We start from the raw sequence: 12,986 nt of genomic DNA on the forward strand, positions 1-12,986 counted from the left end.
CCAGTTACCGTTGTAAGGGTAAACCGCAGACTATTGCGAGACGAATTTCATCTCCCTATACCGACGGCAGAATAGTGGATGGCGGAGGGCGGCATGGAACGTTTCGGAGTGGGCTGCGGCTTGATGGGGAGGCGCGTGGAGGCGGAATGCCGCAAAGGCGGCTGGCTGTTGGCCAGCGACGTGGAAGGGCCGCTGTTTCTGGGCGATTTCATCGCCGAGGCGCTGTCGTCGGCCTTGAAGCCAGAGGACGGAGGGACGGACGCCTTGCCGTCTTACGGCCAGATACTGTACGGAGAGGGCTATGCCGCGTTCAGCGCGGATACGACGCCGTTGCGCAGGCCGGAGGGGGGGCGCGGCCCACCGCCCGCCGGCGGCTACACGCTGGCGCAGGAGGGCACCGACACCATATTCGCGCTGCCGCTATTGCTGGCCGCCGGCGTCGATTACGGCCGGCTGGAAACGTTGGCGTTGAATTCGAGCGCCACGCCGGGCGCGCCGGCGATGGCCGAATCCTTGAGGGAAATGGATTGGCAGCTGGCCGGCATCACTACGGCGCCCGAGCGGCCGTACCGGACGCTGGCGGAACGCCAGGGCTGGTTGGAGAGCGGCTGGGTGCTGGGCTCGCCCTTTCCGCTGGACGACGCTGAAGCCTGCCTGCGCCGGATGGGATGTTGGGAAAGAGAGATGGCTCTGGTTCAGGCTTATCTGCGCGACGCTTACGCGCTGGTGGACGGTCATTCGGAAGTCTGGATGGATGGCGCGACGCGGCGGCGGCATGTTTCCGACGCCGGCCGAAGGGGGCTGCGAGCCCGCTTCCGGCGCTTTTATCGGGAAGAGCTGGGCATTTCCTATTCTCTGGGAGAGAGGCGGGCGCGGAGGCCGGCCACGATGCTGGGACGCATCGTGGAGGATTGCGCGATGGTCGGCGATCGCGCCAAGGCGGCATTGGCGCTGAGCCTGGCGCGGCGGACGGGTGGCCTGGAGCGGTTGGTGGCCATGGGCGACGGCGCCAACGACGCGGCCATGTTGCGCCGCGCGCGCTGGTCGATAGGCGTGAACGGGCCCGACGCGGCGCGCGCCGCCGTCATCGGCCTGGTCACCGACGACATGTGCTGCTTGCCGGTGTTGTTGCGGCTGATCGAGCGGAGCGGGGATGATGTCGATGCGGTGATTGGCCGGGCGCAGGCGGAGTTGCGCGGCGCGGCGCTGGTGCACCGCGGCGGAGCGGGATTGTCGGCGGAGTGGGCGGACAGGCATAGGATGATGAAGAGGAAGCTGCGTGGCGAGTTCGTCACCTATTGACTCCGCGGGCCCCCGCCGGGGCGGGTTAGCGCGCGGCCGCGCCTGGTCGGGCGCAGCGTTGGCTTTGGCATCGATGTGCTGCGCGCAGTTCGGCGCGGCCTTGTCTCTGCCAGCGGCCCAAGAGGTGGGGAGTTTGCGCGCCACCTCGCTCCGGCTGGTGTTCGCGGCTGCGCTTTTATTGGCGTGGCGGCGTCCGCCCCTGCTGCGCGCGCTGCGCGGCGAGCCATGGCTGGCGTGGCTGGGGCTGGCGATGGCCGGCATGTCGCTCGGCTTTTTCGCCGCGTTGCGGACATTGCCGCAAGGATTGGCGGTGGCGGTCACGCTGCTGGGTCCATTGGGGCTGGCCTGGAGGGACGATCGGAGCCGCTGGCCATGCCCGCTGATGGCTTTGGCCGGCATCCTGCTGCTAGCCAGGGGGGAGGGACGCTGGCTGATCGATGCGGCGGGGCTGGCCTGGGCGGTCTTGTCCGCCGCGTGTTGGGCCGTCTACATTGTTTTGCTGAGACGAGCGGGCAAGATTTGTCTGGGCGGAGACGCCGTCGCGCTGGCTTTGCCGGTGGCAGCGCTGGCGGCCATGCCCTGGATCTGGCTGGAGGGCGGCCCCAGGGCCGAAGCCGCCATGCTGGCGCAGCTGGCGGGCTTGTCGTTGTTGACGCCGATTCTGCCTTACCTGCTTGAACTGGAGGCCTTGCGCCGCATGCCGGCCGCTCCGTTCGGCGTGCTGATGAGCCTGGAGCCCGCGCTCGCGGTGTTGGCGGGCGCCTTGCTGTTGGGACAAACGGCGACGGCGGCGCAGCTGACCGGCGTGGCGCTGGTGGTGGCTGCCAGCTTGGGCGCGCTATCCCGCCCCGCTTGAGCGGCGCTGACGAAAACGGACCCTGCCTTGGCCTCCCTCCGGTGCGACGAGCGCCGCGCGGCGTCAGTTACGCTAGGCCGGCCGCCTTGCGTTCAATCAATGTCCAAGGCCGGCGTATTGCTCGCCTAGGCGGAGGATGGCCGAGATCAGCTCCCGCTCCACATGTTGGTCGCGGGCGATGCTCTCCTTGGCGTGGGGCCGCAGTTGAGGGTGGTCGCCCACCCGCACCGCATGTCTGGCGACGGCGAACATAGACAGGTCGTTGCTGTCGTTGCCGAAGCACACCATCTCGTCGGCGGCGATGCCGTGGCGGGCCAGCGCGCCCGCCTTGTCCACGCCGCCTGCGGTGATGTCCACGATCTGCTGGTCCGAGTGGTGATGGATGCGGATATCTTCCCGTCGTTCCAGCGCCCGCTTGAGCCCTTCGGGGTCTTCGCACTCGGTGACCAGAAGCTTGACTGCCCGGCTGATTTCGCCGCGCGCCACCGGGCGCGCCAGCCTGCCCGGGTCCACCATGCTCATGAAGGGATGGGCCGGGTCACCGTGGTAGTGGTAATGCCATTCCAGGTCGACCAGGCAGGAGGCGGCGTGGCGCTCTGCCAGCTCGAACAGCTGCGTCAGCGCTTCTTCGTCCAGCGGCGTCAAAGCGGTCAACTGGCGGCGGTGCCAGGTCACAGCGCCGTTGGCGCCGACGAACAGGCCGTCGTGGAAGCGTTCGTCCAATAGCGGCAGGATGTCGCGATACGGTCGGGCGGAGGCGAAACCGATGCGGTGCCCGCGCCGCTCCAGTCCGCAAAGCGCGTCCTGAATGGCGGGGCTGACGCTGCGGCCGTCGAAGCAGATGGTGCCGTCTATGTCGAAGATGAAGTGCATGATTTATTTTGGATTGTGCTGTTTTTTGGAAAAAGAAGGAATGGAGTTGCGATTTTTATTTTAATTTTAACTAAATATTGCACCGTTGCGGCCGATATGAAAAAGGGATGTCATTTGAGGGGAAAGGTCGTGAATGTGAATATCGGGCACGCCATCGCTTTTCGTCCGCAGCTTGGCGCCGCATCCGGCGCGGCGCGGGTGGCGGGGGCTGCGCCGGAGGATGGCGGCAAGGCGGAGCCGCTGCGCGATGTCAATGGCCGCATGGTGGGGACGCCGGAATCGCGCTATGGGATGAGCATGCGGACGCTGCAGCTGCTGAAGCAGTACGACGTGCGCAATATGTCCGGCAAGGACTTGGACGCGTTGGCCGAGGTGCTGGCCGAGAACGGCGAGATGGATGGCGATGTGGCCATGTCGATACGCGGTGATATCGAAGGCAACAGCTGGAAAGGCTCCGACGAGCGCAACGCGCTGGAGATCTTCGCCAAGCGCCGCGACGACACCATAGCCAGCGTCAAGGCGGGAGAAGCGTCGTTACGATTCGCCAACTATTCCATCAAGGGTTACGAGCGGACGCAGCAAGCGTTGGAGAAGCTGGCCGCCATCCATGACGCGCTGCAGAGCGAGGACGATGTCCGCGCCGCCGCCAACGGGAGCGCGGCGCAGGCCCGGGACCTGATGCATCTAGAGCGCTGGATGCGCTCCGCGGAACAGGCCGACGCCAAGGGCGAGCCGCTGGCTGTGGGCAAGGAGACCGCGGAGGCCATCAGCCGGACGATGCTGAGAGCCGGGGTGGAGCTGCCGCCGGCCGACGATCTTCAACATGGCGACTGGGCGCGCCAGGCGCTGCAAGCGTACCGAGGCTGGACGGCGCGTCATCCGAACGACAAGCTGGATATCGATCTGAAACCAGCCGAGGAAGAGGACAAGAAGGTTTTCAAAGAGAAGCCGCCCGCTCCGGCTGGCAAGGCCCAGGGCACGCAACTGTCGCTGCAGCCGCCGTCCAGCGCGGCCAAGCTGGCCAGGGAGATGCAGGACAAGCTGCAAACCGAAGCGCGATACGGCATTGGGATGCCGATGCTGCAGCTGATCAAGAGCACCGACATCAGCGGTTTGTCCATAGACCAGCTCAAGCAGTACAGCCAACTGCTGCGAGACAACGGCGTGCTCTCCCTGGACGATGTCGAGTCCCTGCTGCCCTTGACTCAGCGAGCGATGGCGGACCCGATGAACTACTACAAGCGGGACCTGAACTGGCTGACCAGCATGCAGCAGCAGGGGCGGACGCCTCAGTACTCGACGCCTGGCGGCATGGCGGACTTGTCCGATGTGGCGGGCAGGATGCGGAATGACCAGCAAGGGCAAGCGGTGCTGGAAAGGCTGCAGAACCTGCACCAGACATTGCAGGGCGACGACAAGGAGCAGACCGCGGCTGCGAACGGTTTGCAGCAGAGCGGGGACCTGGCGGCCTTTGATAACTGGGCGAGGGTGGAGAGCAAGGGCGCGCGCAACGCCGATAGCGCGGAGTTGGAGTTTCGCGGCAAGCAAGATGTGGAGGGCATTTTCCGGGTGCTGCAGCGGCTGGGCGTGGAGCTGACGCCGTTGGAGGGAGACAGCAGCCCCAGCCAGCGGCTGGAGCAGGCATGGAAGGATTATCAGCGTTGGCGCGACAGTCATCCGGGAGAGCGTCCAAGCATCGCGCTGCCGCCCAAGCGCGGCGTGGACGTATACGCCTGACCCACCCGCCGGGCCAAGAGTGGCTAACGAAAATCCTGATGCTGCGTTGCGCCGACTTGGCGTACGCCTTGTACTGTCTGCGTCGGCGCGCCTTGCCTCGGACGTAAAACTGAATTCTGTTAGCCGCTTTAAGCTTGCGACGTGGCCAGAAGCAGTTGCGGCCTGACGCGCTCCGGCTGGCCTTCTATTGGCGCGGAAACGACGCTTTGTCGCCGCGCGCCGAAGGATTGGTAAAAGCCCAACGCGTTGGGATCGGCGTCTATCGCGATATCCGTCTGCCCGGCGGCGCGGGCGATGTCCAGCGCCCGTCCCAGCAGCGCCTTGCCCAAGCCGCGGCCCATGCATTCCGGCAGCACCCACAGCGACGCCAGGCTCCAGGGCGAGGCGCAGGGGTCCAGCTGGACAAAGCCCACGACTCTGCCGCCGACTTCCGCGACGAAGGTGGGATGGCTGGCCAGCGTGTGCGACGGGGTCATCAAGTCATCGCGCCAGGCTTCCAGCTGGCGAATGGTATAAGCCCAGTGCGCCTTGGATTCGAACGCTACTCGGTTCATCTGCGTCAGATCGGCGAGGGTGGCTCTGCGTATCAGGTGTGGATGCATGTTGCTGCGTTCTGGCGGCGAAGGATCATAAGGCCATATTGTTAGCCGATTTTCATCGCCTCCGCCAGTTCGGCCAGGCAGGCGGCCTGCCATTCGAATTCCGGGGCAAAGGCTTCCCGCTCCATCGCCGCGCCGTAGCCGCCCTCTCCATACACCGCGGCATAGGCCGCGTATTCCGCCGCCTGCAGCGCTTGGCCGGCCAGCGCCTTGGCTGCCGCGTAGCTGGCCGAAACCGCGGCGTGGCCGCAGCCGTCCAGCGAATGGGAGCCGGGGTGCGAGTTGGCCAGCCGGGCGGCGGTTTCCGCCGCTTGCTGCAGCGCCGCGCGGTCTATTCCGCCGGCCAGATAGCGCTCCAGCGCGTCCAGGCCATGCCGCGCCTGCTCGTCTTCTAGCAAGCGCTCCACACGCCGGGCGCAGGCCAGGCCGAAATGAAGCCGTAGCGTTTCCCGCTCCGGCGAATCCAGATTGAGCGCGGCGGCGAGGCGCTCCAACGTGTCGTTCATGGGCTCAAGTCAGGCAGATGACGTCGCTTTCCAGCGCGTCTTCTTCGCGCAGCACCGCCTCCAGCGCGGCGAAGCAGGCGGGGTCCAGCGCGCTGCCCAGGCTGCGCCGCATGATGTCCAGCGTTTCCGGCACCGGGTTTTCCGGGTGATAGGGGCGGGCGGCGTGAATGGCATCGAAGATGTCGGCGGTGGTGATGACGCGGGTTTCCAGCGCGATCTCGCTGGCCGCGAGGCCGCGCGGATAGCCTTTGCCGTCCAGCCGCTCGTGGTGGGCGCCCGCCACCTTGGCCAGCTCGGCGAAGGACTCGATGCGGCCGAGTATGGTTTCGGTATGGACAGGATGGCGGCGTATCGCCGCCCATTCCGCGTCATCCAGCGGGCCGGGCTTGTCCAGTATGGTGTTGCTGACGCCCAGCTTGCCCACGTCGTGCAGCAGCGCGCCGCGCTTCAGCCAGCGCCTGCGTTGCGGATTCAGGCCCAGCTCTTCGCCGATGCGGTCGGCGTAGTGGCCGACCCGATGGCTGTGGCCGGCGGTGAACGGGCTCTTGGAGTCCACCACCTGGCCGAAGCCCTCGGCGATCTCGTCCATATAGTCCTCGTCCAGCGGCACCGCGCACTGGGCTGGCTCCAGCTCCAGCACCGCGCGCTCGATGTCGTCGGACTCCAGCCGCTGCCAGAACGCCGTGTCGCGGCCGGCGTCGCGGAAGGCGGCCACCAACTCCGGGTCGAACCAGCCGCCGCCGCGCTTCACCGCCTCGTCCAGCGCCGCGTGGCGGCCATGGGTGACGTGGAACACGTCTATCACCTGGGCCAGCAGCGCGATGCGCGCGTTCAGCGGGATGGCGTCGCGCTGCAGGCCCAGCGGGCGGCCGGAGCCGTCCCAGTGCTCGTCCAGGTACTGGATGCCGTTGGCCACGTTTTCGTTGAAGCGCAGCTGGCGGGCGATGTCCGCGCCGCGGTGGCAGCGGGTGTTGATCAGCTCGTCCGCCATTTCCTTGCCGCGGCGCAGCACGTTGACGATGGAGGCGGCGCGCTCGCGCCAGCCGGCGGCGTGGGTGCCGGTGTTGCTGAACACGAAGCCCAGCATCTGCGGCAGGCTGACGCCCACCTGCTTGAAGTCCTGCTTGAAGCTGCGGTCGTCGGTCAGGTAGAGCTCGCAGATGCGGGCGGCGTTGCTGCTGCAGCCCAGGTCTTTCAGCAGGATGGCGTAGTAGAGGTCCCACAGCTCCTGCGGCGCCAGGCCCAGCGCGCGGCCGATATGCATGCCTATCCAGCAGCTGCGGACGCAATGGCCTTCGGGCTGGCCTTCGGTGATGTCCAGCGCGTAGCTGAGTGCGCTGATCAGTTGCGACAGTTTCAGGGTGGCGGCCATGGGCGCTCCTTGCCGGAGGGCAGGTTGGCGATGTTTTGTTTATGCGCGGCGAAAGAAGTTTTCGCAATGACAGTTGGCGGCGCCAAGGGGGCGCTGGACAGGGCGGGAAGATTTGCGTGATCATGCTTTTGTCATTCATTGGCGGGCGTTGTTCACCCACGCTTCAGGAGCGCGCATGTCGGCAACTATCACTCTGGATTTTCTCGCGGAAGAAGATTTCTCCATCATCGCTGCATTGGGCGCCGAAATCTGGCGCAAGCACTTCATCGGCATGATCAGCCGAGAGCAGATCGACTACATGGTGTCCGGCCGCTACACGCCGGAAAAGCTCAGCCGCTATCTGGACGCGCCGGACCGCTGGTTTCGCCTGCTGCGGGCGGAGGGCCGGCCGGTAGGCTATTGCAGCTACGCGCTGGCCGAGCCTCCCGGCGAGATGAAACTGGAGCAGCTGTATCTATTGGAAGAACTGCGCGGCCAGGGCCTGGGCGGCCGGATGATGGACGAAGTGGAGGCCGCGGCCCGCGCGATGGACTGCGCCACGCTGATGTTGACCGTCAACCGCCACAACGCCGAGGCCATCGCTGTATACGAAAAACGCGGCTTCCGCGTGCGAGGGGAGGTGGCGGCCGATATCGGCAATGGATTTGTGATGGATGATTATGTGATGGCGAAAAAAATGATTGAATAATATTAGATATTTTCTTTTTGTATCATTTGGATGAGTTCAGTTTCATCGGATGGAGGTGAGAATTCCCATGTTATTTGTTTGGCTAGACCATCAAGGCCTGGAAAGATTGAGGCGGAATTTATTCCGCAGCGATTAATGTCTTCTCTAAGTACGCAGAATGCTTTTCCAGGGATAACTAGCTTGATGAGTCTTTCTTTATAGGCCTTATTCTTCTCTAGTGGAGTAAATTGATCTGATTTCCCAATTCGTTTGTGAATGGTGAACCAGCCAGATTGTGCAATGATACGTGTGGATGCATGTCTGGGGCGATAAATTAGTGTTTTATTGATTGAGAATGGGTTTGGTAGTGATTGGCTATCTGCATAGTCATTAGGTTCGTTGAAGAAAATCCAAATTGAACCATCCTGTCCGGATTTGGGTGGGTTTTCGATGGTAAACCAGAAGGCAACTAGTGCGTTGGTTGTCCAGTCTAGTAACCTAGTTGGTAGGCCATGGTGTTGTGCTAGTGCCAGCCAGTCCCAATCGCTGGTTACATCTCTTGGGGCGAGAGAAGATGCGCGGCGTTTAAACTCGGATAATATCTCGATCTCTGCTTGTGTCGATCTTAATGCGGGTCTGAGTGGAATGCGTGCTAATTTTGGTTCAAGTCTCCATGAGGAGTCAGCATGGCCACGAAATAAGACGTTTCGATGGCCTGTGCAATTTTCTTCAATAAATTGAAGGTAGTCTGGCAGGGAGTGGATCTTTTTTGTTCTGATATATTTCATTTCTTATAGTGAAATAGTTTATTTGTAGTTATGGGCTATGGCTCAGAGTTGATGTGGGTTTGAATTAATTTTTACGTCCCGCAAAACGTCCTGTACCCCTCGGCCAGTTCCGGCTCCGCCGGCAGCGCGTAGCGTTCCAGGCCCTCGCGCTCGGTGAACGGCTGGCGCAGCACTTCCAATAGCTTCAGCGCCGGCTTCATGTCGCCGCGTTCGCTGGCGGCGTCCAATGCTTCTTCCACCAGATGGTTGCGCGGGATGTAGAGCGGGCTTTCGCGGCGCATCGCGGCGGCGATGTCGGGCGGGCGGCGGGTGCGCGGCACGTGGCGGGCATGCCATTGCTTGAGCCATGGTGCCAGCGTGTCCGGCGATGGGAACAGGGACGTCAGCCGTTCGGGCTTGCCTTCCGCTTCGTCGGCCAGATAGCGCCAGGCCAGGGTGTGGTCGACGCCGTGGGCGGCCAGCAGCACCAGCCAGTCGTCGGCCAGCGCCTGATCGCCGTCGCGCTCGCCCTCCAGGCCCAGCTTGCGGCGCGCCTGCTCCAGCCAGCGGCGCTGATATTGTTCCTCGAAGCCTTCGACGATTTCGGTGGCGGCCGGCACGGCGGCGGCCGGATCTGCCGGGGAGATCAACGGCAGCAGGGTTTCGGCGAAGCGGGCCAGGTTCCATTGGGCGATGGCGGGCTGGTTGCCGTAAGAATAGCGGCCCTGATGGTCTATCGAGCTGAACACGGTGCCGGGGTAGTGGGCGTCCATGAAGGCGCAGGGGCCGTAGTCTATGGTTTCGCCGGACAGCGCCATGTTGTCGGTGTTCATCACGCCGTGGATGAAGCCGGCGTGCATCCAGCGGGCGATCAGCGCCGCCTGGCGCTCCGCCACGGCGGCCAGCAGCGCCAGGTGGCGGCCGTCCTGGCCGGCCAGCTCCGGATAGTGGCGGGCGATGGTGTAGTCGGCCAGCTTTTCCAGCATGCCGGTTTCGCCGCGGATGGCGAAGTACTGGAAGGTGCCGACGCGCAGATGGCTGGCCGCGACGCGGGCCAGCACCGCGCCGGGAAGGGGGCGCTCGCGATGAACGGACTCACCGGTGGCCGTCACCGCCAGCGCGCGGGTGGTGGGGATGCCCAGCGCCTGCATCGCCTCGCCGACGATCAACTCCCTCAGCATCGGACCGACGGCGGCCTTGCCGTCGCCGCGGCGCGAGAACGGCGTCTGGCCGCTGCCCTTGAGGGCGATGTCGCGCCGCTGGCCGTTGTTGTCCATGATTTCGCCCAAGAGCAGCGCGCGCCCGTCGCCCAGCGACGGCGACAGGCCGCCGAACTGGTGGCCGGCATAGGCCTGGGCGATCGGTTGCGCGCCTTCGGGGATGTCCGCGCCGGAGAACAGCCGCGCCAGTTCGTTCTCGTCGGCCTGGCTCGCGTCCAGTCCCAGTTCGTCGGCCAGCTCGGCGTTCCAATACAGCAGCTCCGGCGCCGGCGGCGTGTCCGGCCGCACCGGCGCCCAGGCGTCGGGCAGGTCGCGGGCGTAGCTGTGGTCGAAGGCGATGCGGATCATGGCGGTCTCGTGAGCGGAGGGGTGGAGTGAGGTTTGTCTGCCCCGTTCCCCAACCGCGCGCCCGGAGGCGAGCGGTTTGGCGATGGGGAGGGGGCGCCATTGCTGCGGCATTCAGTTTCGCGGCGGAGTGTTACCGTTTATGGCATGCCGTCGGCGATATTGTGCGCTTAGTCCGGATGGGATGCCAGCGCATTGTCATGAACGGAGGGCCGGAGCGAAAAACGCCGCGGTTTCGCGGCGTTTTCTGGCGGGGCGGCGTCAGCGGCTGCGGCCGGTCTTGCCGCCGGGTTTGGCCGGCGAGCGGCCTGCCTGGGGTTTGCCGGATGCCGGCCGGCCGCCCTGGCCGCGCGAGCCGACGGCTGCGGCCGGCTTGGCGCGCTGCCCCTGTTGCGGCTGGCGGGCGCCGGCGGGCTTGCCGCGGCTCATCGGCGCGCCCATCTTGTGGCGCACCGCGGCGGCCTTGTCGCCGGGCGGCGTCGGCGGGATCAGGCAGTGCTTGCTGTGGCCGATCAGGTCGCTGCGGCCCATCTGGATCAGCGCGTCGTGGAGGATCTGCCAGTTGTCCGGATGGTGGTAGCGCAGGAAAGCCTTGTGCAGCTTGCGGCGATAGCCGTCGCGCACCACGTCCACCTTTTCCGAGCTGCGCGACAGGCGCTTCAGCGGATTGCGGCGGGTGTGCCACATGGTGGTGGCCATCGCCATCGGCGTCGGCGTGAAGGTCTGCACCTGGTCCAGGCGGAAGTTGTTCTTCTTCAGCCACAGCGCCAGATTCATCATGTCCTCATCGCTGGTGCCTGGGTGGGCGGCGATGAAGTAGGGGATCAGGTACTGTTCCTTGCCGGCCTGGCGGCTGAAGCGCTCGAACAGCTCCTTGAACTTGTCGTAGGCGCCCATGCCCGGCTTCATCATCTTGGACAGCGGGCCGTCCTCGGTGTGCTCCGGGGCGATCTTCAGATAGCCGCCGACGTGGTGCTGCACCAGTTCCTTGATGTATTCGGGCGAGCGCACGGCCAGGTCGTAGCGCAGGCCGGACTGGATGTTGATCTTCTTCACGCCCGGCAGCGCGCGCGCCTTGCGGTACAGCTGGATCAGGTGGCTGTGGTCGGTGTTGAGGTTTTCGCAGATGTCCGGAAACACGCAGGACAGCTTTCTACAGGACGACTCGATCTTCGGGTCCTTGCAGCTCAAGCGGTACATGTTCGCGGTCGGGCCGCCCAGGTCGGAGATGTGGCCGGTGAAGCCCGGGGTTTTGTCGCGGATTTCCTCGATCTCGTGCAGGATGGATTCTTCCGAGCGGCTCTGGATGATGCGGCCTTCGTGCTCGGTGATCGAGCAGAAGGTGCAGCCGCCGAAACAGCCGCGCATGATGTTGACCGAGTACTTGATCATCTCCCAGGCCGGGATATGCGCGTCGCCGTAGGCCGGGTGCGGATTACGGGCGTAGGGCAGGCCGTAGACGAAGTCCATTTCCTCGGTGACCAGCGGAATCGGCGGCGGCGTCAGCCACACGTCGCGCTCGCCGTGCATCTGCACCAGCGCGCGGGCGTTGCCGGGATTGGATTCCAGGTGCAGCGTGCGGCTGGCGTGGGCGTACAGCACCGGGTCGTGGGCCACGGCTTCGTAGGCCGGGATGCGGATCACGGTCTTGGCGCGCTCGGCGCGGCGCTTGGCCAGGCGTTCCTCGCGCGATTCGATGCGTATCACCTGCGGCTTGGACGGATCGATGCCCTTGGTGGCTTCGGCCGCCTGCTCCGGGATTTCCTGATACGGGTTCAGGTGCGGGTCGACGCGGCCCGGCGTGTCCACCACGCTGGAGTCCATCTCCTGCCATTCGTCGTCCGGACGCCAGCCGTGCGGCACGATGAAGGCGGTGCCGCGGATGTCGCGCATCTCGGACAGCTTTTCGCCCTTGGCCGCGCGGTGGGCGATCTCCACCAGCGCGCGCTCGGCGTTGCCGTACAGCAGGATGTCGGCCTTGGAGTTGACCAGCACCGACGGGCGCACCTTGTCGCTCCAGTAGTCGAAGTGGGCGATGCGGCGCAAGCTGGCCTCGATGCTGCCTATCATCACGCCGACGCCGGGGTAGGCCTCGCGGCAGCGCTGGGCGTAGACGGTGACCGCGCGGTCCGGGCGTTTGTTGGGCTCGGCGTTCGGCGTGTAGGCGTCGTCGGAGCGCGCGCGGCGGTCGGCGGTGTAGCGGTTGATCATCGAATCCATATTGCCGGCGGTGACGCCGAAGAACAGGTTCGGCTTGCCCAGTTCGCGGAACGCGTCCGCGCTGTGCCAGTCCGGCTGGGCGATGATGCCGACGCGAAAGCCCTGCGCCTCCAGCAAACGGCCCACCAGCGCCATGCCGAAGCTCGGGTGGTCGATGTAGCAGTCCCCTGTGATCAGGATGATGTCGCAGGAGTCCCAACCCAGCTCGTCCATTTCGGCGCGGGTCATCGGCAGGAACGGGGCGGTGCCGAAACGGCTGGCCCAGTACTTGCGGTAGGAATCGATTGGTTTGGCTTGCGGAGTAGTCATGCGTTCACGTCGAATTCAGGCAGCCGGCCATTATGCCGCATTCTGGCAAAAAAATCAGCATAAACAACTGTTTATTCCCGCGAATCGCCCGGTTGGCGATAGGGGCTTTGCCTGGCGTGTTTTTCCAGCCAAATCAAGATGCTGGCTGGCCTGGCCTTTGGCGGGGCTGCCTCGGCCGGCGCTTTGGGTGTACCCTTGCCGGCCTGCGCGGCG

The 12,986-nt window shown here is 65.0% G+C and carries 11 protein-coding genes; 4 read left to right on the forward strand and 7 right to left on the reverse strand.

The window, feature by feature from the left end:
- Nucleotides 1-93: 93 nt before the first annotated feature.
- Both DK842_RS15875 and DK842_RS15880 read left to right on the forward strand, forming a co-directional pair.
- Nucleotides 94-1,302 (forward strand): hypothetical protein, encoded by a 1,209-nt coding sequence (locus DK842_RS15875; RefSeq protein ID WP_145964054.1) that lies wholly within the window; start codon nt 94-96, stop codon nt 1,300-1,302.
- A gap of 58 nt (nt 1,303-1,360) precedes the next feature.
- Complete coding sequence (locus tag DK842_RS15880) at nt 1,361-2,158, forward strand: EamA family transporter (RefSeq protein ID WP_145964055.1); 798 nt, start codon at nt 1,361-1,363, stop codon at nt 2,156-2,158.
- 96 nt (nt 2,159-2,254) lie between these two features.
- Here the strand turns inward: DK842_RS15880 and DK842_RS15885 are convergent, their stop codons facing one another.
- On the reverse strand, nt 2,255-3,031 hold the full coding sequence (locus DK842_RS15885; RefSeq protein WP_114062318.1) for an HAD-IIB family hydrolase: 777 nt from the start codon (nt 3,029-3,031) through the stop codon (nt 2,255-2,257).
- Between the two features lie 129 nt (nt 3,032-3,160).
- Between DK842_RS15885 and DK842_RS15890 the strand changes: the two genes are divergently transcribed.
- Nucleotides 3,161-4,768: a hypothetical protein gene (locus DK842_RS15890; RefSeq protein WP_114062319.1), complete on the forward strand. Its 1,608-nt coding sequence runs from the start codon at nt 3,161-3,163 to the stop codon at nt 4,766-4,768.
- Between the two features lie 128 nt (nt 4,769-4,896).
- On the opposite strand, the gene DK842_RS15895 is transcribed toward DK842_RS15890, so the two are convergent.
- Genes DK842_RS15895 through DK842_RS15905 form a run of 3 tightly spaced genes read right to left on the reverse strand, consistent with a single transcriptional unit; the run spans nt 4,897 to nt 7,245 of the window.
- Nucleotides 4,897-5,370, reverse strand: coding sequence for a GNAT family N-acetyltransferase (locus DK842_RS15895; RefSeq protein WP_168194900.1), 474 nt, complete (start codon nt 5,368-5,370; stop codon nt 4,897-4,899).
- A gap of 41 nt (nt 5,371-5,411) precedes the next feature.
- The gene (locus tag DK842_RS15900) at nt 5,412-5,873 is read right to left on the reverse strand and encodes a hypothetical protein (RefSeq protein WP_114062321.1); all 462 of its coding nucleotides are present in this window, start codon (nt 5,871-5,873) and stop codon (nt 5,412-5,414) included.
- 4 nt (nt 5,874-5,877) lie between these two features.
- Nucleotides 5,878-7,245, reverse strand: a complete 1,368-nt coding sequence (locus DK842_RS15905; RefSeq protein WP_114062322.1) for an HD-GYP domain-containing protein — start codon at nt 7,243-7,245, stop codon at nt 5,878-5,880.
- A 175-nt stretch (nt 7,246-7,420) separates the two neighbouring features.
- Between DK842_RS15905 and DK842_RS15910 the strand changes: the two genes are divergently transcribed.
- Nucleotides 7,421-7,933: a GNAT family N-acetyltransferase gene (locus DK842_RS15910; protein WP_114062323.1), complete on the forward strand. Its 513-nt coding sequence runs from the start codon at nt 7,421-7,423 to the stop codon at nt 7,931-7,933.
- Between the two features lie 2 nt (nt 7,934-7,935).
- Here DK842_RS15910 and DK842_RS15915 read toward each other — a convergent pair whose 3' ends face one another.
- The 3 genes from DK842_RS15915 to DK842_RS15925 form a co-directional block, all read right to left on the reverse strand.
- Complete coding sequence (locus tag DK842_RS15915) at nt 7,936-8,700, reverse strand: FRG domain-containing protein (protein WP_114062324.1); 765 nt, start codon at nt 8,698-8,700, stop codon at nt 7,936-7,938.
- 71 nt (nt 8,701-8,771) lie between these two features.
- Nucleotides 8,772-10,247 carry a protein adenylyltransferase SelO gene (locus DK842_RS15920; RefSeq protein WP_114062325.1) on the reverse strand — a complete coding sequence of 492 codons (1,476 nt, stop codon included), beginning with the start codon at nt 10,245-10,247 and terminating at the stop codon, nt 8,772-8,774.
- Nucleotides 10,248-10,505: 258 nt separating this feature from the next.
- On the reverse strand, nt 10,506-12,773 hold the full coding sequence (locus tag DK842_RS15925; protein ID WP_114062326.1) for a YgiQ family radical SAM protein: 2,268 nt from the start codon (nt 12,771-12,773) through the stop codon (nt 10,506-10,508).
- Nucleotides 12,774-12,986 lie beyond the last annotated feature (213 nt).

This window comes from Chromobacterium phragmitis (assembly GCF_003325475.1).
Lineage (GTDB): Bacteria > Pseudomonadota > Gammaproteobacteria > Burkholderiales > Chromobacteriaceae > Chromobacterium > Chromobacterium phragmitis.